Genomic DNA, 18494 nt, shown 5'->3' on the forward strand with positions numbered 1-18494 from the left:
CTGACCCGGCCGTCCCACCGCCCCGCAAAGGACAGGAAGACAGGCGCCCCCCGCCTTGCGGCAGGAGGCATGGCCTGCCCGGCAGCTTACTTGGTGTCCTGGACCGCTTTAACGAGGCGCTTCATGTCGGGCGTGGTCATGAACTTGTCGTAGACCGGGCCCATTACGGCCTGGAACGACTTCTTGTCCACTTCCACGATCTCGGCGCCAGCGGCCTTGACATTGGCCAGTGACTTCGCTTCCTGCTCGTCCCACTTCTGGCGCTCGAATGCCACCGACTCCTTGGCCGCCGCGCGGATCATGTCCTGCTCGGCCTTGGGCAGCTTGTCATAGATGATCTTGGACATCACCAGGATCTCGGGCGCCATCGAATGCTCGGTCTTGGAGTAGACCTTCACGGCTTCCACGTGTTTGGCCGTGTCGAACGACGGAATGTTGTTCTCGGCGGCGTCAATCAGGCCGGTCTTCAGGCCGGTATAGACCTCGCCATAAGGCATGGGGGTGGCGTTGGCGCCCATCGCGCTGACCAGCGCGACCCAGAGGTCGGATTGCTGGACACGGATCTTCAGGCCCTTGGCATCAGCGACGGTCCTGATCGGCTTCTTCGCGTAGATGGAGCGTGCACCACTGTCATAAAAAGCCAGGCCGATGAAACCGGCAGACTCGCAGCTCTTCAGGATCTCGTCACCGACCGGGCCGTCGAGCGACTTGCGCATGTGCGCGATGGAGCTGAACAGGAAGGGCATTGTCGGCACCTGGGTCAGCGGACAGATGGCGTTCATCGGGCCGACATTGACGCGCGTGAAGTCGAGCGCGCCAATCTTCACCTGGTCGATGGTTTCCTTCTCGCTGCCGAGTGCCTGCTTGTTGAAAACCTTGATCTTGTGTTTGCCGCCGCTCTTTTTCTCGAGAAGCTCGCCCATGTACTTGACGGCCGCGACGGTGGGGTAGTCATCAGCGTTGTGCGTGTCGGCCGAGCGGAACTCGGTGGCCTGGGCAGCACCCATGCCAAGGCCCGCCAGCAAAGCGGCAAGGGCGGCCGAGCGAATAGCCGAAATGCGGGGAGTTCTGTTTGTCATGATGCGATGTCTCCTGAGTTATGGTTGCGCGTTGAAATGGGAAAGCTACTGCGAAAACGGCGTTTCGGCAATGCCGCGAACGCCGGGATGGGCCACGAACACCGCGCCCGCCAGCGCGGGCTCATAGCCGGCGATAGGTTGCGCGGGGGTGATGGAGGCGATGAAGAGCTGGTCCATGCGTGCGCCGCCGAAGCAGCACATCGAAGGCTTCGCGGCCGGAACTGCAATGGAGCGGTCCAGCTTGCCCGCAGGCGTGAAGCGGTGAACCAGACCGGCATCGTTGCCGCAAATCCAGTAACAGCCCTCCTCGTCGACAGCGGCGCCATCGGGTCGCCCCGGCAGCGGCTTCATGTCAACAAACACCCGCTGGTTCGTGGGCGTGCCGGTGTCGGTGTCGTAATCGAAGGCCCAGATGGTCTGCACTGACGGATGGGAGTCCGACAGGTACATGGTGCGCCCGTCAGGGCTGAAAGCCAGGCCATTGGGCGTGATGAAGCCGCTCAGGAGGTTTCTCAGCTCGCCATTTTTTTCATGGCTGTAGAGGCAACCCGCACGGGAACCGAGAGCCATATCGAGCACCATGGTGCCGGCCAGGAAGCGCCCCTGGCGGTCGCAGCGGCCGTCGTTGAAGCGCATGCCAGCCTGCGCATGCCGCACCCCGGCCAGCAGCCGGACATCAAGACGGCCGCCATCATGCGGCTGCAATTCGAATACGCCAGTTTCCATGCCCGCCACCCAGCCCGACTGCGTGCCCCGCGGGGCAATGCAAGCGAGCATTTCAGGCGCCAGCCAGTGGCTGGTGCGCCCTGTTGCGGCCTCCCAGCGGCACAGCTTGCGCGCCGGAATGTCGACCCAATACAGCGCCTGCTCGGCGGCATGCCAGACCGGGCTTTCGCCCGTGGCATTGCGCGCATCGAGCAGCAGCTCGGCCCGCGTCGCGTCCGTGAGGGTGCTCATGCGGTCAGTCGCCGAAGGGGCCGGCCACGACAAAACCGCCGCCCTGGTATTGAACCACCGGATCATTCAGATCCGGCTGGGGGGTGCGCGCATACACCGCATCGCGGAAAACATCCGAGCTGTCTTTCGGCACATAGCCGATGTGGCGAGCGCGGCTGTTGTCCCACCAGGTCACGGCGTTGTCAGACATGCCAAAAATGATGCTGTGGCCCAGCACCGGCGTCGTCAGGCAGGCGGTGATGAGGCGGTGCAGGTCGTCATAGCTCAGCCAGGTGGCCAGCATGCGGCGGTCCCTGGGCTCGGGAAATGAAGAGCCGATGCGCACGCAGGCGGTTTCTATGCCGTAGCGGTCAAAGTAGAGCCGCGCCAGGTCTTCCCCAAACGCCTTGCTCAAGCCATAAAAGCCGTCGGGCCGTGGCGGATGATCCGCAGTGATCGTCTGGTCCTGGCGGTAAAAGCCGGTGACGTGGTTGGAACTGGCAAACACCACACGCTTGACGCCGTGTTTGCGCGCAGCCTCATAAAGGTTGTAGGCGCCAAGGATGTTGGCCTGCAGGATGGGCCCGAACGGCCCTTCGACCGAAACGCCACCCAGGTGGATGATGGCATCCATCCCCTTGACCATCTCGTTGACGGCAGCCGCATCGGCCAGGTCGGCCAGCACCACTTCCTCGCCCACAGCAGCATCGCCAAACGGCTGGACATCGGACAAGCGAAGCACCGAGCAATTGGCCTTCAGGCGCTCGCGCAAGGCTTTTCCCAGACCGCCGGCAGCACCGGTCAGCAAGAGTTTTTCATGAACTTTGATTGTCATTTTGGGCATCCTGGTCGGATTGCGAATTGGAACTGGACTTTTTCATGAAGTTTGTTAAAGTCAAACAAGTCGTCAGTCATAGGTTGTCTGATGACTGGGAATTCTCCAACCCCTCCATTTGCTTGTCAACGGTTTTTTAATGACCCTCAGGAAAACCCTTAGTCATCCCGAGCCCCTGCCCGCGCGCCACCTGGCGGCGCCAGGCGCACGCCGTCCGCGCGGACTGGTCGGTGAAATCGTCGAAAGCCTGGCCAACAGCATTCGCGATGGCCAGTTGCAGCCCGGCGCGAAGCTGCCGACAGAAGCAGAAATCATGGCCCGGTTCGATGTCAGCCGCACGGTGGTTCGCGAATCGCTGTCGCGGCTTCAGGCGTCCGGCCTGGTCGAGACCCGGCATGGCATCGGCACCTTTGTACTGCCCCCGCAGGAAAGCGGCAACTTCAGGATCATGGCGGAAGACTTCGCCACGGTAGCCGATGTCATTTCAGTGCTCGAGTTGCGCATCAGCCTTGAAACCGAGGCCGCAGGCCTGGCGGCCCAGAGGAGAACGCCCGAGAACCTGCTGGCCATGCAAAATGCACTGCGTGCCTTTCGGGAGTCCATCAATGATGACTCCGACGCCGTGCCGCCCGACTTCCAGTTTCACATGGAAGTGGCCCGCTCCACAGGCAACCGGCATTTCGCCGACCTGATGACCTACCTGGGCACCATGATCATTCCGCGCACGCGCGTGAACATCGTGCACAACGCGCCCGAAGGCCGGCTGAACTATCTCGAACGCGTGAACAGCGAGCATGAAAGCATCTACAGCGCCATCAGCAACCAGGATGCCGAGGCCGCCCGCGCCGCCATGCGGACCCACCTGTCCAACAGCCGGGAGCGCCTGCGTCGCGGCAACAATCTGCTCTCCATGCAACCTCCGGACGGGCTCGCGAACCAGGCCTGACTGGCTCTGTGACACCTCTGTTGCGATGGCGTCGCATGGAGCCATGTTGTACGACAACTGACAATTAAGTGCAGCGTAGCAACCCACCCGCCCGCCCCTCACCAGGAAGCACCTGCGGCTGACGCAGCCCTCAGCTTCGATACCCACCCCGTCAAGACACACCCAGCGGCATTTCATTCCACGGCTGCGCGCATGGTCGGCTGCAGGACCGGGTCAGCCCGCGTCCAACCCTGAAAACACCCCGCGGACGGCCCGCACCCGCACCCGGAGCAGGACCCAGGCAAGCCTGAACACCACCCCAGATCCGCGGCAGTAGCCCATGGCCATGCCATGTTTTGCCCGACCACGCCGGTCTCGCAATGCGACACCGGCACGCCCGCATTTTCTTATGGCATGCGGGTTAACACCGATAAAACAGGCTGAAAAGGCAATTGAATTAGTTATGTTTTATAACCACAATTCACCCACCAACCAAAGCTGACCATGACTTCCAACACCTCTTCCACCGACATCCAGCTAGACATTCGCGGCGCGCATCAAGAGATCGCAGTGATCCGCCTGAGCCGCGTTGCCAAACGTAATGCCGTCAACGACAGCCTGATTCTGGCCTTGCGTGACATCTTCGAAAAACTGCCCACAACCGTCCGTGCTGCCGTGATCCACGGCGAGGGCGAGCACTTCTGCGCCGGCCTGGACCTGGGCGAACTGGAGGAGCGCGACGCCGGCCAGGGCATGCACCATTCGCGCATGTGGCACGCCGCGCTCGAACGGGTGCAGTTCGGCCCGGTTCCGGTGATTGCCGCGCTGCAAGGCGCCGTGGTCGGCGGCGGACTAGAGCTGGCCAGCGCCTGCCATATCCGCGTAGCCGATGAGACTGCCTTCTATGCGCTGCCGGAGGGCTCTCGCGGCATTTTTGTCGGCGGTGGCGGATCGGTTCGCATCCCCAAGCTGATAGGCGTCGCACGCATGACCGACATGATGCTGACCGGCCGGGTCTACAACGCACAAGACGGCGAGCGCGCCGGCTTTGCGCAGTACCTCGTACCCGAGGGCCAAGCCTTCGACAAGGCCATGGAACTGGCCGCACGTGTGGCGCAAAACGCCCCCCTGACGAATTACGCACTGATGCATGCCCTGCCCCGGATTGCCGAGCAGCCGGCCGAGCAGGGCTACCTGACGGAAGCCCTGATGGCGGCCATTGCCCAAAGCGCGCCTGAGGCCAAGGACCGGGTCCGCGCCTTCCTCGAAGGCCGGGCTGCCAAGGTGCAGAAAAGCTGAAGCCGCGCGGCCCAGCACGGAACGACATATCACCCCATCACGCAACAAGCACAACAAGAAAAACGCGAGCACGCCCGGAAGAGACAAGCATGACCAGCCCGAAATTTCGTCCCCTGACTTTTGGTGTCACCCGCGTCAATCTGCGCGACGGCGCGCCTGGCGTGCACTACCTGCGTGCCGATCAGCCCCTGCTGGACTACCCCGGCCGAATGACCGACCGCCTGCAGCACTGGGCGCAGGTGGCACCCGACCGGACCTTCATGGCGCGACGCGAAAAGCTTGCCGACTGCGGCACGGGCGACTGGCGTCATGTGAGCTACGCCAACGCCTGGGCCAGCGCATGCAGCATCGCCCAGGCGCTGATCAACCGCGGCCTGAGCGTGGATCGGCCGGTGGCCATCCTGTCCGAGAACGATCTCGAGCACGCGCTGCTGGGATTGGGCTGCATGTTGGCCGGGGTGCCCTTTGTGCCGGTCTCGCCGGCCTATTCGCTGGTCAGCCAGGATTTCGACAAACTGCGCCACGTGTTCAGGACGGTGACGCCCGGCCTGGTCTTTGCAGCAGACGCGACGCGCTACGGCCGGGCCATCAAGGCGGCCGTTGACGCCGACATTGAAGTGGCGTTGACCAGCGGCGAGATGGACGGCCGTGGCAGCACCTCGTTTGCGGAGTTGCTGGCCACGCCTGTCACGGCCCAGGTCGACGCCGCAATGGCCGCCACGGGGCCAGACACCATCGTGAAATTCCTGTTCACCAGCGGCTCGACCAAGCTGCCCAAGGCGGTGATCAACACCCAGCGCATGTGGTGCGCCAACCAGCAGCAAATGACGCAGTCCATGCCCGTGCTGGCCAGCGAACCGCTGGTCCTGGTGGACTGGCTGCCCTGGAACCATACCTTTGGCGGCAACCATAACTTTGGCATGGTGGTCTTCCACGGCGGCACGATGTACATCGACGACGGCAAGCCCACCCCCGCGCTCATGGCAGAGACCCTGCGCAACCTGCGGGAGATTGCACCGACGGTGTATTTCAACGTGCCGACGGGGTTCGAGGCCATTGCCAACGCCATGAAGACCGATGACACCCTGCGCAAAAACCTGTTGTCACGGGTGAAGATGTTCTTTTATGCCGGTGCCTCGCTGGCCCAGCCAGTCTGGGACAGCCTGTACGCATCACAGGAAAGAGAAGTCGGGGAGCGCATCGTCATGACCACCGGACTGGGCATGACCGAGTCGGGGCCCTTTGCGATTTTTGTCACCAACCCGAACGTCAAGGCGGGCGACCTGGGCGTGCCGACACCGGGGATGGAACTCAAGCTGGTCGACATGGATGGCAAGACCGAAGTGCGCTACCGCGGCCCCAACATCTCGCCGGGCTACTGGCGCGACCCCAAGGAGTCGGCGGCGCATTTTGACGAGGAAGGCTTTTTTTGTTCGGGCGATGCGGTCAAGTGGATTGACGAGACCGACGTTCACCAGGGATTGAAGTTTGACGGCCGCATTGCCGAAGACTTCAAGCTGGCCACCGGCACCTTCGTGAGCGTGGGCCCCCTGCGCGCCCGGATCGTGGCAGCCGGCGCACCCTACATACAGGACGTGGTGCTGACCGGCATCAACCTGAAAGAGGTGGGCGCCATGGTGTTCCCGACCCAGGCTGTGCGTGCGTTGAGCGGCCTCGACGCCGGCGCACCGATGGCCGATGTGCTGTCCAGCGCGCCGGTGATTGCCCACTTCCAGCATGTGATCGACACCCTGGCCAAAACCGCGTCCGGCAGTGCCGGCCGCATTGCGCGCATGTGCCTGCTCGCCGAGCCGCCCACCCTGGACCGGGGTGAAGTCACCGACAAGGGCTCGATCAACCAGCGCGCCGTGCTGGCGCACCGCGCCGAAACGGTAGAGGCGTTGCATGCCGACAGGCTGCACACCATCCTGAAACCACAAGCGCTTTAAAGGAACCCCCTCATGGCCACCCCAGGCTTTTTCTCCCACTTTGACGACATCTGGATGCTGGACGGCGTGCGCACGCCCATGGTCGATTACTGTGGCGCACTCGGCCACATTTCGCCCACGGACCTGGGCATCAAGGCCGCGCGCTCCGCCCTGGAACGCAGCGGCGTGCCAGCCGCGCATATCGGCTCCGTCATTGCCGGCAACATGGCGCCGGGCGACTTTGACCAGTTCATGCTGCCGCGCCACATTGGCCTGTATGCGGGCGTACCGCTGGAGGTGCCTGCCCTGATGGCGCAGCGTATTTGCGGCACCGGTTTTGAGCTGTTCCGGCAGGCCGGCGAGCACATCCAGAGCGGCGCCTGCGAGGCGGCCCTGGTGGTGGGCGCCGAGAGCATGACGCGCAACCCGATTGCCGCCTTTGACCACCGCACCGGCTTCAAACTGGGCGCGCCGGTCGGTTTCAAGGACTACATGTGGGAGGCCTTGAAAGACTCGGCGGCGGGTATCAACATGATCCAGACGGCCGAGAACCTGGCCAAAAAATACGGCGTCACGCGCGAGCAGGTCGACGAATTTGCCTCGCAATCGTTTGCCAGGGCCGTCGCAGCGCAGCAATCCGGCTTCCACGCGGGCGAGATCGTGCCGGTGGTGTCTGAAACATTCGGGCTTGAAGGCTACGCATCGCGCAGTATCAAGCTGCAGGGCAAGCTCACCGAAGTGGCGCAGGACACCCACGCCCGCATTTCACCCGCCGAGGTGCTGGCCAAACTCCGCCCGGTGTATGAAGGCGGCGTCCAGACCGGTGGCAACAGCGCGGCGCTGGTCGATGCGGCTGCGGCGGCCATTGTGGCCTCCGGCAGCTATGCCAAAGCCCATGACAAAAAGCCACTCGCACGCGTGGTTGCCGCCGCCGTGGTGGGCGTGCCACCCGAGATCATGGGCATCGGCCCGGCACCAGCCATTCGCCTGCTGCTGGAGCGCACCGGCATGACGCTGGACCAGATTGGCCGCTTCGAGATCAATGAAGCCCAAGGCGCGCAAACATTGGCCGTAGGCCGCGAGCTGGAACTGGATTTGAACAGGCTCAACGTCAACGGCGGCGCCATCGCACTCGGCCATCCGCTCGCCACCACCGGCGTGCGCCTGACCATCACGCTGGCGCGCGAACTCAGGCGTGCCGGTCTGCGCTGGGGCATTGCATCGGCCTGCATTGGCGGCGGACAGGGCATCGCCTTGCTGCTGGAAAACCCGGGCGCGGCCTGACGCAACCAAATAGCAAACCAGTAGCGAACTAATAGCGAACTAATAGCGAACCAGTAGTAGCAAACCAGAATTTTTGAAAGCCTGACATGAATATTCAAGGACAAGCCGCCCTGGTCACCGGCGCAGGCTCCGGACTCGGGGAAGCCACTGCGCGCGAGCTGGCCCGTCTGGGCGCGAAAGTCGCGGTGCTTGACGTGAATCTCGCCAACGCCGACAAGGTCGCCGCCGAAATCAACGCGGCGCACGGAGACGGCAGCGCCATAGCCTGCCAATGCGACATCACCGACACCGAAAGCCTGCAGGCTGCCATCGCCAAAGCGACGGCCGCGCATGGCACTGCCCGCATTCTGATGAGCATTGCCGGTATAGGCAGTGCCAAACGCGTGGTCAGCCGCGACGGCTCACCGGCCCCGCTGGAGGACTTTGTGCGCGTGGTGAACGTCAACCTGATCGGCACCTACAACGTGGCCCGCCTGTTTGCGGCAGAGTGCGCCAAGCTGGCGCCGCAGGAGGACGGCGAGCGCGGTGTGATGGTCTTCACCGCCTCGGTGGCCGCCTTTGATGGCCAGGTCGGCCAGCAAGCCTACAGCGCGTCCAAGAGTGGGGTCGTCGGCATGACCTTACCCATGGCCCGCGACCTGGCGCAGCACGGTATTCGGGTTTGCACCATCGCCCCCGGCCTGTTTGCAACACCGCTGATGAGAACCCTGCCCGAGCCGGTGCAGCAGTCGCTGGCCGACAGCATTCCGTTTCCTCCGCGCCTGGGCAAACCGGAAGAGTTCGCCCAACTGGCCAGCCACATCGTCACCAACATGCACCTGAACGGCGAAGTGATTCGTCTCGACGGCGCTCTGCGCATGGCGCCACGCTGACCCGGGAGCCCTTCATGAGCAAGACCACCGTCTACGACATCAAGGTGCAGTTCGGCGACTGCGACCCGGCCGGCATCGTGTTCTTCCCCAACTTTTCGAAGTGGATGGACGCCGCCTCGCTGCACTTCTTCATGGAATGCGGCGTGCCGCCATGGCGTGAACTCGTCAAGACCACGGGCATCGTCGGCACGCCCCTGCTGGAGATCCACACCCGGTTCATGCGCCCCGCCACCTACGGCCAGACGCTGCACATCCACACCAGCATCGAGGAGTGGCGCGACAAGGTGTTCATCCAGAAGCACATCGTCAAGCGCGGCGAAGAGGTGCTGTGCGAAGGCCGCGAAACCCGCGCCTTCGTGGTCCGCCCGGCGGGCGAACCCGACCGCATCAAGGCCATCCCGATTCCGGACGACATCAAGGCCAGGTGCTTTGAGTAGCTGAGCCCATTGATCTTCAAGAACCTGCATTTTTAATTCAACGAGACAAGCCCATGACGACACACCGCGCCGCCTGCATGCAACCAGACGTGGCGCGCGGCATGGCGCAATCGGCCGATCTGCTCGGGACGGACGCCGAGGAATGGCGCCGCCTGATCAAGACCCTTGGGCTCTCAGCCGAGTCTTGATGCGCTTGCCTTCCACTGGTCCATTCGCTTCCCTCGCTTTCCCCGCCTACCTAACTACAAGGAGACATTTCATGCAAACACGTCGCAATTTCATTCAGACCTCGGCGGCGCTCGCCGCAGCGACCGCCGGCCTCGCGCCTTTTTCTGCCTTCGCGCAGGCGCTGGAGCAGGTCAAGATTCTTTACGGCTTTCCGGCCGGCAGCTCAGGCGACATTTGCGCGCGCCGCGTGGGCGACAGGCTCGGCGGTACCGCTTACGCCAAAAACAACGCGATCGTGGACACCAAGGCCGGCGCCGGCGGCCGCATTGCGCTGGAAGGGCTCAAGATGGCCGCGGCGGACGGGTCTGTGTTGGCGATGACACCGTTCTCATGCATGTCGCTGTATCCGCACATCTACAAAAAACTGGCTTATGACCCGTTCAAGGACTTTGTACCCGTGGGCACCGCCTCCGTGATGCACCATGGCCTGGCTGTCGGGCCCCTTGTGCCAGGCTCGGTCAAGAACGTCCAGGACTTTCTCGCATGGGCCAAGGCCAACCCGAAAGACGCCAGCTATGGCTCGCCCGCGGCCGGTTCAACCCCTCATTTCATTGGTGCCTTGCTGGGCATGAACAACAACGTTGAACTCAAGCACGTACCCTACCGTGGGTCGGTGCCCGGCGTGACCGATGTTGTCGGCGGACAGCTCGCCGCGATGGTCACACCGCACGGCGATTTCATTCCCAACCACAAGGCCGGCAAGCTGCGCATCCTGGCAACCTCCGGAAAACAGCGTTCGCCGTTCGTACCCGAAGTCGCAACCTTCGCCGAGCAGGGCTTTGCCGACCTGACCGTTGAAGAGTGGTTCGGCTTTTACGCGCCTGCGAAAACCCCCGCAGCCGTTATTGCGGCAGCCAACGCCGCGATCAACGCCGCGATCAAGGACAAATCTGTCATTGATTCGTTGACGGTGGTGGGGCTGATCCCGTTTGGTGGCAGCGCCGAAGACATGGCACGCAGCCAAAAAATTGAGTTCGACCGCTGGGGTCCGCTGATCAAGAAAATCGGTTTCACCGCCGAATCCTGATCTCTGACTGATGCCTGAATGATGTCTAGCAGACGAGTCGCAGTGGCGATCCATGCACTACCAGCCCTCGCATCATCAGGCGTCTGCGACCAGCTTTCACCTGCCGCTGCAGAACATCCAGCTCGTTGTTGCGACTCTGCATGGGTTTCAAATTTCAGCTGTTAGAGATCAATGACATTCCGGGAACTTGTGAATCCGCTGAAAGATTCAGTTGCCACTGAGCAACGACATTCCGGGAATGGCCTGGTCGAAAAATCAACCACTACTACCACGAGACAAGCATGAAAATTTCCTCCCTTATCACCCTGACCGGACTGGCCGGACTGGTCGCCACAGGTGCTGCTCAAGCTCAAAGTGTCAGCCTTTACGGCATCATCGATGCCGGCGTCGAGTCTGTCAGCAACGTGGCATCAGCCGGCGGCCGCATCACGCGCATGCCCTCCAATACCGGCATCCTTCCTTCTCGGGTGGGCATGCGTGGCACAGAAGATCTTGGCGCTGGCTTGAGCGCCATCTACACGCTTGAAATGGGTTTTGCCCCGGACACAGGCGCTTCGGGCCAAGGTGGCCGTCTATTCGGGCGCCAGTCGACGGTGGGACTCAGTGGTAACTGGGGCGCGGTCACGCTGGGCCGTCAATGGACCATGCTGTTCTGGTCCCTGCTGGATTCGGATATTGTGGGGCCCAGCATCTATGGACTCGGCTCTCTGGACAACTACATCCCCAATTCACGCATCGATAATTCAATTGCGTACAAAGGCAAATTCAGCGACTTCACCGTAGGCGCTACCTACAGCCTGGGCCGTGACACCGTCAATGCAGGTCCATCGCCTGCCGGCACCAATTGCCCAGGCGAAAGCGGGGCTGATTCCAAGGCATGCCGCGAGTGGTCGGCCATGGTGAAATACGACACCAAGACCTGGGGCGCAGCATTGGCTTATGACGAACTGAACGGCCGCACGCCTGCCAGCGCTACGGATGTGGTGCTGCCTGCCGGCCTGACCAGCAGTTCCAAATCCGACTCCCGGCTGATGGTGAACGGCTACGTGAACCTGGCCAGCGTCAAAGTCGGCGGTGGTGTCATTCGCCGTAACAACGACGGCAGCGCGACGCGACCCAAAAGCGACCTTTGGTACGTCGGAGCCTCTTACCCAGTCTCTCCGGCCTGGACGATTGACGGAACTCTCGCCAAGCTGAACTACAAGAACGTCGACAACTTTGACTCCACCCTGCTGGCGGTGCGATCGCTGTACAAGTTATCGAAGCGCACGACCTTGTACGCTCAAATCGGCACGATTCGCAACGATAGCCAGACCAACGTTTCTGTCAGTGGCGGTGCACCTGGCAGCAACCCCGCTTTGGGTGGATCGCAGACCGGGACGATGGTGGGCATCAACCACAAGTTCTAAGCGCAGAGACCTTTGCGCATGAGCTACCAGCCACATCTACACGACATCTGCTTCATTCTTCACGATGTGCTCAAGGCCCCTGCGCAGCTGCAGGCGCTTGAGCCCCATGCGGACTGCGATATCGAGCTGATGCGGCAGGTACTGGACGAGGCGGGGAAATTCGTCACCCAGGAAGTGGCGCCCCTGCAAGGTGTCGGTGATGCCATCGGCTGCAAGTTTGTCGACGGGTCGGTCATCGCACCGCTCGGGTTCAAGGACGCTTACCAGGCCTTCTGGCAAGCGGGTTGGCCCGCGCTGGCGTGCGCGCCCGAAGATGGCGGCCAGGGCCTGCCCGCCCTGCTCGAAGCCGTACTCTATGAAATGCTCAGCGCCGCCAACCACGGCTGGACCATGGCGCCGGGCCTGCTGCACGGCGCCTACGAGTGCCTGAAGCACCATGGCAGCGACGAGCTGAAGGCGCGCTACCTGAGCAAGATTGCCACCGGCGAATGGCTGGCCACCATGTGCCTGACCGAGCCCCACGCGGGCAGCGACCTCGGCCTGGTGCGCACGAAGGCCATGCCGCAGCCCGATGGCAGTTTCCTGCTCAGCGGCACCAAAATCTTCATCTCCGGCGGTGAGCATGACCTGACCGACAACATCGTGCACCTGGTGCTGGCGCGCCTGCATGGACCTGGCATTGAAGCGCCACCCGGCCCGAAAGGCCTGTCGCTGTTCCTGGTGCCGAAATTCATGCCCGATGGCACGCGCAGCCCGGTGCATTGCGAACGCATCGAGGAAAAGATGGGCCTGCACGGCAGCCCCACCTGCGTCATGCGCTTTGATGACGCCACCGGCTGGATCGTCGGCGAGCCCGGCCGCGGCCTGAGCGCCATGTTCGTGATGATGAACGCGGCCCGGCTGCATGTCGCGCTGCAGGGCATCGGCCTGCTCGATGCCGCATGGCAGAAAGCCGACGCCTATGCCCGTGAGCGCCGGCAGATGCGCGTACCCGGGCAGCGCAACAGTGCCGAGGCTGCCGATCTCATTGCCGGGCATCCCGCCATCCGCCGCATTCTGGACACCCAGCGCGCCTGGATCGACGGCGGCCGCCTGCTGGCCTACAAGACCGGCATCGAACTCGACATCGCCAGGCACCATCCCGATGCCGCGCGCCGGGGCAGCGCCCAACGCTGGTGCAGCCTCGTCACGCCGGTGCTCAAGGCCGCGCTCACCAGCCAGGCTTTCCACGGCGCCAGCGACTGCCTGCAGGTGTTCGGCGGCCACGGCTACGTGAAGGAATGGGGCATCGAGCAGATCGTGCGCGACTCGCGCGTGACCATGATCTACGAAGGCACGAACGAGGTCCAGGCGATCGACCTGCTGGTGCGCAAGGTGTTGCCGGACGGCGGCTCGGCACTGGCGGCCCTGCTGGATGAGCTGGGCGATGCATTGGATGCCGGCAATGCCGCGCACGCCGAACTGTTGAGCCGCTTTGCCGGGCTGCGCTCGCTCGCCTCTGCGCTGGCGCAGGCGGCTCCCGGCAACCCCGAACTGCCTTACTGGGTGGCGGACGACTACCTGCGTGCCCTCGCCTTGGCCCTGCTGGCCTGGGCCTGGGGCCAGATCGAGTCGGCCATGCCCCCCCTGGCTTCCGGGGAAGATGCCACACGCTGGACCGCGCCGGCAAGCGCCCTGCGCCACTGGGTACTGCCTGAATTCGACATGCGCATGGGTATCATCAAGGAGCGGCTGGACACCACCTGACCCGGCCATCTCCTTCATCCTCTACTTCATGCCCGAAAAATCTCCCGTCCCCGCCGTCGAGAACGTCAAGACCACTTACCTGGAGAGCCTGATCGGCTACAACGCACGCCGCGCCGCGCTGGTCATCATCGACGCCTTCCTGCAGAAAATGGCCGTCTACGGCTTGCGGCCGGTGGATTTTTCGGTACTTTCCCTTATCCACCACAACCCCGGTATCACCTCGCGCCAGCTGTGCGCGACGCTCAACATCCAGCCGCCCAATCTGGTGGGCATGATCAAGTCGCTGGAAAACCGCTCACTGCTGACCCGCCGGCCCCATCCCAACGACGGCCGGGCCGTCGGCCTGCACCTGACCGCCAGCGGGCAGGAACTGATGCACGATGCGGAACGCACGGCACAGGAGCTGGAGTCTGACGCCGCCAGCCGCTTGACGGCGGCCGAGCGCAAGACCCTGATCCGCCTGCTGCAAAAAATCTACCTGTGAGGCCTGGATGCCGCACGCAGGTGGCTCGGCCCGGTGGCCTGGCGTGTCGCCCCTCAACACCCGACACCTTGTGCGTTCACCGCGGCCTTTGAAGTCTTTTGGCTGCAAGCCTAAACCGTACGGGCATAGGTAGCTATAAAACTAGTAGCAGCGCGGAAATTGCGTTATATTTGGCGCAAGCTTTTTGCTTGCCAGGCTGCCGCGGCCTGACCGTGACCCGATTGTGACCAGAGGAGATAAACAATGAGTGTCAAAGAAAATGCAGCTGTCAGCCAGTTGCTTGAACTGCTGGAAGCACGCTATGCACTGCGCGTGTTGTGGGCCCTGAAAGACGGCCATCCCCAGACGTTCCGCCTTCTGCAAGACAGCATTGGCAGCATCACCCCCAACACACTCAATACGCGGATCAAGGAATTGCGCGCCGCCGGCCTGCTCGGCCACGGCAGCGATGGCTACACGGTGACCACACTGGGCGCCGACCTCCTCAAGCGCCTGAACGACCTGCAGGCATTCGCCGGCAAGTGGGTCGTCAACCAGACCAAAGTCAGCATCGTCAAGAAAAAATAGCAGGCCATAACAGGCCTTGCGCGCGGCGCGTCCAGGGCGCCTCAACGAGCCTTGACGAGGCAGGCCGTGCGCCTTCCCCCGTGTTGGCCTCTCAATTCAGACAGCGGTTTCCAGCAGCTCGACCGGGTTGCCAAATTTTTCAGCCGCAGCCCTGACGGCCGGGTCGCGCAGTCCACATAAAAAGCCGCCGTCGATCAGCGGCTCGTCCCCCACCGTCACCGTGCTGTCCAGCGCGACCAGATCCATATGAACGGGTGGCTCTTCCCACTGGGGCATGGTGCGCAATATATAGTCGCTTGGGCGGGCCAGATCAATGCCAAAGTGAAGCGCTCCCGGGGCGTTGGAGCCGGCGGGGTAGATCGTGTGGCGCGGCGCCTTCGGATTGAAACCGCAACCCAGCTCGATCAACCGGCCGCCCACCAGCATTTCGCGCAGGATGCCGGCCTCGCGGCATTCGCCCGTGACTTCCACGATGGTGTCACTTTCAAACCGGCAGCCTATTCGTCCCTCAAACGGTTTTTCAAATCCAACCGCCCACTGGGGGTAAAACGTGCCCGACATTGCAACAGGCGCCTGTGCGTCGTTGCGATGCGCCGTACGGTCCCACAGGTTGGGGCCATGGGTGGGCAGGTAATGGACATAGCAACCCGGCTCGTCGGCAAACATTTTGCCGCGCCAGCGGTTGTGGGCGAGCAGCAACTCGCGCATCTCGGGCGTGTATTGAATGGAAAAATCGCTGCCCCGCACATCTGAAAACTTTACCGTGAAATCCCGGCCGGCCGGATAACGCCTGGCTGTGGCGCGAATGATTTCGCCGATTAACTCCGCTGGAAAACGCGCCTGCGGTGTGTGCAGCAGATCGAGATCGCGAAAATACGTGATCTTGACCCAGCGCTGGCCCGCCGCGCGCCGGGCAATAAAAAACGGATCGAAAATCGAACAGAACCAGGTCGACACCACAAAGTCGGCCTCGGCCACCAGCACCTTGACTGACTCGGGCACCTCGATCACCTGACTGGTGGTTTCCATGTACTGCCGTACCGTCGCGCCACGCGCGCGCGCCAGGCCCGTAACAGCATCGGCGACCCGCGTATCGAGCAGTGGGTCGGTCAGCAACAGCACTTTGTCGCCCTGCCTGAAGGCAAAGGTGCGCTGAAAATTCTCCAGCGCGGCAAAATAATTTTTTGTCTGCGTAATGGCGGGATTCAGGGGCTGCGGCAATCCAGCCAGCAGGTCGCCTGCAGCGAGGCCGGAAGATGCGATTTCGGAGGAGGCAGGTTTCATGGCAATCAGGTCTGAACGGAATACAGGGAATCAATCAAGGAATCAATCAGGGAATAAAGGCTCAGTCAAGCGCAGCGCCCGAACGTCTGACGGCATCGCCCCAGAGTATCCGGCTGCTGGCCATGTGCCGGGCCAGCTCTTCGGGTGTGCCGGGCGCCACTTCGGCCCCGCGTGACTGCAGCTGATTGCGCAGTTCAGGGTCGGCCAGCGCTTTATGAATAGCCTGGCTCAGGCGATCAACAACAGGCCGCGGCGTACCGGCCGGTACAAAGATCGCGTCCCAGGCGCTGACGTCCAGGCCCGGGAGACCCGACTCGGCAAGGGTGGGTATATCGGGCCAGCCTGCGACGCGCGTGCCAGTGGTCACGGCCAGGGGTTTGACGCGCCCGCTTTTGGCCTGTGGCGCCGCGTTGGGCATCACCTCAATCATCAGGTCTACCTGTCCGCCGATCAGGTCGGTCATGGCCTGCGCGCCGCCACGGTAGGGAATATGGACGACAGCCAGTCCCGCACGGGATTTGTAGATTTCACCCGCGAGGTGTGAGGTGGTGCCATTGCCTGCGGAACCGAACGTGTATTTGCCGGGGTGGGCTTTGAGCAGCTGGGTGAGTTCGGCCATCGAGTTGACTTGCAGCGTGGGCCTGACCACCACCATGGCGGCAATGCGCGTGAGCTGGCTCACCGGTTCAAAATCGCGCACCGGGTCAAACCCCGGCGACTTGTAGATGGCATGGTTGATGGCATGCGTGCCGTTGGTGCCATACAGCAGGGTATAGCCATCAGCAGGGGCTTTCGCGGCAGTGACGCTGCCTACATTACCGCCCGCACCCCCGAGGTTTTCCACCACGATGGGCTGGCCAAGTTCTTTGGCGGCGCGCAGCATGACTAGGCGCGCCAGCGTGTCGCCACCACCACCGGCAGGAAACGGAACAATCAGCTTGATGGGCTTGTTGGGATAGGCGCCGACCGGCTGGCCCTGCACGGCAGGCACGAGCGTGGCCAGCGCCACACCACAGACCCAGGCCAGGCGGGTGATGGATTGGGTGATGGATGTGAACGGGAGTTGCAGCAGTTTGACAGGGGGCGGGGTCATGGCGTCTTCCGGAAGGACTGGTAATCACTGGGCTGGGCCCAGGCGGGCATCAAATATTCTTAGATGACTTATATTTTTGCATGCAATAACGGCGATATTATCGGGTTAATCCCTTATTTTTCGATTTATTGCATGCAATAATGCCTTGATTCCCTTTCCTCAGTAGGCGACTTCCGCCCCACACCGCATTTTCATGAAGGCCCGCTGATGTCATCCCAGATTGACTACACCACCCGTGAACTGAGGCGAAAAATCCTCAGTGGCGAGGTGGCCCCCGGGAATCGCATGGTTGAGCTGGAGCTGTCGGCGCAACTGGCGGTGTCGCGCACCCCGATCCGCATCGCGCTCGGTGAACTCGAAAAGGAAGGCTTGCTCGAGCGCCTGCCCACCCGCGGCTTTCGGGTTCGCCAGTTCACGGTAGACGAAATTGCCAACGCCGTCGATGTGCGTGGCGTGCTCGAAGGAATGGCCGCCAGAACTGTGGCCGAGCGCGGCCTGAAGCCCCGCGTCCGGGACGAATTGCAGGCTTGCGTGGACGAAGGCCGGCTGCTGCTGCAACAGGCCCAAGCCGCCGGCCATGTCATTGACGCGGCCCGCTGGGTGCCCATGAATGCGCGGTTTCACAATGCATTGGTGCAGGCAGCCGGCAACAGCACCCTCACCTCTGCGCTGGCCCATGTGAGCAAGACGCCCATGGCCGGAGCCGGCGCCCTGAGCCTCAACGGCATGCTGCCGCTGCTTGAATTCGGGTTCATCGCGCGGGCGCAAAGCGACCATGAAGACGTACTGGCTGCGCTGCTCGCGGGTGAAGGCGGGCGGGCCGAAGCCCTGATGCGCGAGCATGCCCACCGCAGCCGCGACAACAAGCGCGAACTGATCCTGCGAATGCAAAAAACTTCACCCGGCTGAGCCCGGCGGCATCGACGCGGTTTTCCGGATTTTTTCCGGATTTTCATCCAAAAACCCACTGCGGACGGGCGCAAAAAGCCATCACTTGAATGGCCACTTTTCCACCGTGAGACAGCCGCCTCACTCAAGCGTGAAGGGGCTTTGTTCGCATG

Annotated in this window: 18 protein-coding genes; 13 read left to right on the top strand and 5 right to left on the bottom strand. The window is 62.7% G+C overall.

The window, feature by feature from the left end; translation table 11 throughout:
- Positions 1 to 86: 86 nt before the first annotated feature.
- From BPRO_RS15520 to BPRO_RS15530, 3 genes are read right to left on the bottom strand one after another with little or no spacing between them, the layout of a single operon-like run.
- Complete coding sequence (locus tag BPRO_RS15520) at positions 87 to 1079, bottom strand: TRAP transporter substrate-binding protein (protein ID WP_011484016.1); 993 nt, start codon at positions 1077 to 1079, stop codon at positions 87 to 89.
- 45 nt (positions 1080 to 1124) lie between these two features.
- On the bottom strand, positions 1125 to 2036 hold the full coding sequence (locus BPRO_RS15525) for an SMP-30/gluconolactonase/LRE family protein (protein ID WP_011484017.1): 912 nt from the start codon (positions 2034 to 2036) through the stop codon (positions 1125 to 1127).
- Positions 2037 to 2040: 4 nt separating this feature from the next.
- Positions 2041 to 2850: an NAD-dependent epimerase/dehydratase family protein gene (locus tag BPRO_RS15530; protein ID WP_011484018.1), complete on the bottom strand. Its 810-nt coding sequence runs from the start codon at positions 2848 to 2850 to the stop codon at positions 2041 to 2043.
- Positions 2851 to 2989: 139 nt separating this feature from the next.
- Between BPRO_RS15530 and BPRO_RS15535 the strand changes: the two genes are divergently transcribed.
- From BPRO_RS15535 to BPRO_RS15585, 12 genes are all read left to right on the top strand, one after another.
- On the top strand, positions 2990 to 3796 hold the full coding sequence (locus BPRO_RS15535) for a FadR/GntR family transcriptional regulator (protein ID WP_011484019.1): 807 nt from the start codon (positions 2990 to 2992) through the stop codon (positions 3794 to 3796).
- A 483-nt stretch (positions 3797 to 4279) separates the two neighbouring features.
- Complete coding sequence (locus BPRO_RS15540) at positions 4280 to 5074, top strand: crotonase/enoyl-CoA hydratase family protein (RefSeq protein WP_011484020.1); 795 nt, start codon at positions 4280 to 4282, stop codon at positions 5072 to 5074.
- Positions 5075 to 5163: 89 nt separating this feature from the next.
- Complete coding sequence (locus tag BPRO_RS15545) at positions 5164 to 7023, top strand: feruloyl-CoA synthase (RefSeq protein WP_011484021.1); 1860 nt, start codon at positions 5164 to 5166, stop codon at positions 7021 to 7023.
- 12 nt (positions 7024 to 7035) lie between these two features.
- Entirely contained in the window at positions 7036 to 8286 is a 1251-nt protein-coding gene (locus BPRO_RS15550; RefSeq protein WP_011484022.1) for a thiolase family protein, read from the top strand.
- 86 nt (positions 8287 to 8372) lie between these two features.
- Positions 8373 to 9158 carry an SDR family NAD(P)-dependent oxidoreductase gene (locus tag BPRO_RS15555; RefSeq protein ID WP_011484023.1) on the top strand — a complete coding sequence of 262 codons (786 nt, stop codon included), beginning with the start codon at positions 8373 to 8375 and terminating at the stop codon, positions 9156 to 9158.
- Positions 9159 to 9172: 14 nt separating this feature from the next.
- Positions 9173 to 9595 (top strand): acyl-CoA thioesterase, encoded by a 423-nt coding sequence (locus BPRO_RS15560; RefSeq protein ID WP_011484024.1) that lies wholly within the window; start codon positions 9173 to 9175, stop codon positions 9593 to 9595.
- Positions 9596 to 9648: 53 nt separating this feature from the next.
- Entirely contained in the window at positions 9649 to 9783 is a 135-nt protein-coding gene (locus BPRO_RS30725; RefSeq protein WP_255349051.1) for a hypothetical protein, read from the top strand.
- Between the two features lie 71 nt (positions 9784 to 9854).
- Positions 9855 to 10850 carry a Bug family tripartite tricarboxylate transporter substrate binding protein gene (locus tag BPRO_RS15565; protein ID WP_011484025.1) on the top strand — a complete coding sequence of 332 codons (996 nt, stop codon included), beginning with the start codon at positions 9855 to 9857 and terminating at the stop codon, positions 10848 to 10850.
- 281 nt (positions 10851 to 11131) lie between these two features.
- Positions 11132 to 12259: a porin gene (locus BPRO_RS15570; protein ID WP_011484026.1), complete on the top strand. Its 1128-nt coding sequence runs from the start codon at positions 11132 to 11134 to the stop codon at positions 12257 to 12259.
- Between the two features lie 18 nt (positions 12260 to 12277).
- A complete protein-coding gene (locus BPRO_RS15575; RefSeq protein ID WP_011484027.1) occupies positions 12278 to 14005 on the top strand; it encodes an acyl-CoA dehydrogenase family protein in 1728 nt (575 codons plus the stop codon).
- A gap of 28 nt (positions 14006 to 14033) precedes the next feature.
- Positions 14034 to 14489: a MarR family winged helix-turn-helix transcriptional regulator gene (locus tag BPRO_RS15580; RefSeq protein WP_011484028.1), complete on the top strand. Its 456-nt coding sequence runs from the start codon at positions 14034 to 14036 to the stop codon at positions 14487 to 14489.
- Positions 14490 to 14732: 243 nt separating this feature from the next.
- Positions 14733 to 15056 (top strand): winged helix-turn-helix transcriptional regulator, encoded by a 324-nt coding sequence (locus BPRO_RS15585; RefSeq protein WP_011484029.1) that lies wholly within the window; start codon positions 14733 to 14735, stop codon positions 15054 to 15056.
- Positions 15057 to 15152: 96 nt separating this feature from the next.
- Here the strand turns inward: BPRO_RS15585 and BPRO_RS15590 are convergent, their stop codons facing one another.
- Both BPRO_RS15590 and BPRO_RS15595 read right to left on the bottom strand, forming a co-directional pair.
- Positions 15153 to 16340, bottom strand: a complete 1188-nt coding sequence (locus tag BPRO_RS15590) for a hypothetical protein (RefSeq protein ID WP_011484030.1) — start codon at positions 16338 to 16340, stop codon at positions 15153 to 15155.
- Between the two features lie 61 nt (positions 16341 to 16401).
- On the bottom strand, positions 16402 to 17433 hold the full coding sequence (locus tag BPRO_RS15595; RefSeq protein WP_011484031.1) for a Bug family tripartite tricarboxylate transporter substrate binding protein: 1032 nt from the start codon (positions 17431 to 17433) through the stop codon (positions 16402 to 16404).
- 207 nt (positions 17434 to 17640) lie between these two features.
- Here BPRO_RS15595 and BPRO_RS15600 point away from each other — a divergent pair, with 207 nt between their 5' ends.
- Positions 17641 to 18342 (top strand): GntR family transcriptional regulator, encoded by a 702-nt coding sequence (locus BPRO_RS15600; RefSeq protein ID WP_011484032.1) that lies wholly within the window; start codon positions 17641 to 17643, stop codon positions 18340 to 18342.
- Positions 18343 to 18494: the final 152 nt, after the last annotated feature.

It is taken from the genome of Polaromonas sp. JS666 (assembly GCF_000013865.1).
GTDB lineage: Bacteria > Pseudomonadota > Gammaproteobacteria > Burkholderiales > Burkholderiaceae_C > Polaromonas.

What these genes read in the sequence shown, in the direction of transcription:
- BPRO_RS15520 (WP_011484016.1), bottom strand. Translation starts at nt 1,079, where the DNA reads ATGACAAACAGAACTCCCCGCATTTCGGCTATTCGCTCGGCCGCCCTT.
- BPRO_RS15525 (WP_011484017.1), bottom strand. Translation starts at nt 2,036, where the DNA reads ATGAGCACCCTCACGGACGCGACGCGGGCCGAGCTGCTGCTCGATGCG.
- BPRO_RS15530 (WP_011484018.1), bottom strand. Translation starts at nt 2,850, where the DNA reads ATGACAATCAAAGTTCATGAAAAACTCTTGCTGACCGGTGCTGCCGGC.
- BPRO_RS15535 (WP_011484019.1), top strand. Translation starts at nt 2,990, where the DNA reads ATGACCCTCAGGAAAACCCTTAGTCATCCCGAGCCCCTGCCCGCGCGC.
- BPRO_RS15540 (WP_011484020.1), top strand. Translation starts at nt 4,280, where the DNA reads ATGACTTCCAACACCTCTTCCACCGACATCCAGCTAGACATTCGCGGC.
- BPRO_RS15545 (WP_011484021.1), top strand. Translation starts at nt 5,164, where the DNA reads ATGACCAGCCCGAAATTTCGTCCCCTGACTTTTGGTGTCACCCGCGTC.
- BPRO_RS15550 (WP_011484022.1), top strand. Translation starts at nt 7,036, where the DNA reads ATGGCCACCCCAGGCTTTTTCTCCCACTTTGACGACATCTGGATGCTG.
- BPRO_RS15555 (WP_011484023.1), top strand. Translation starts at nt 8,373, where the DNA reads ATGAATATTCAAGGACAAGCCGCCCTGGTCACCGGCGCAGGCTCCGGA.
- BPRO_RS15560 (WP_011484024.1), top strand. Translation starts at nt 9,173, where the DNA reads ATGAGCAAGACCACCGTCTACGACATCAAGGTGCAGTTCGGCGACTGC.
- BPRO_RS30725 (WP_255349051.1), top strand. Translation starts at nt 9,649, where the DNA reads ATGACGACACACCGCGCCGCCTGCATGCAACCAGACGTGGCGCGCGGC.
- BPRO_RS15565 (WP_011484025.1), top strand. Translation starts at nt 9,855, where the DNA reads ATGCAAACACGTCGCAATTTCATTCAGACCTCGGCGGCGCTCGCCGCA.
- BPRO_RS15570 (WP_011484026.1), top strand. Translation starts at nt 11,132, where the DNA reads ATGAAAATTTCCTCCCTTATCACCCTGACCGGACTGGCCGGACTGGTC.
- BPRO_RS15575 (WP_011484027.1), top strand. Translation starts at nt 12,278, where the DNA reads ATGAGCTACCAGCCACATCTACACGACATCTGCTTCATTCTTCACGAT.
- BPRO_RS15580 (WP_011484028.1), top strand. Translation starts at nt 14,034, where the DNA reads ATGCCCGAAAAATCTCCCGTCCCCGCCGTCGAGAACGTCAAGACCACT.
- BPRO_RS15585 (WP_011484029.1), top strand. Translation starts at nt 14,733, where the DNA reads ATGAGTGTCAAAGAAAATGCAGCTGTCAGCCAGTTGCTTGAACTGCTG.
- BPRO_RS15590 (WP_011484030.1), bottom strand. Translation starts at nt 16,340, where the DNA reads ATGAAACCTGCCTCCTCCGAAATCGCATCTTCCGGCCTCGCTGCAGGC.
- BPRO_RS15595 (WP_011484031.1), bottom strand. Translation starts at nt 17,433, where the DNA reads ATGACCCCGCCCCCTGTCAAACTGCTGCAACTCCCGTTCACATCCATC.
- BPRO_RS15600 (WP_011484032.1), top strand. Translation starts at nt 17,641, where the DNA reads ATGTCATCCCAGATTGACTACACCACCCGTGAACTGAGGCGAAAAATC.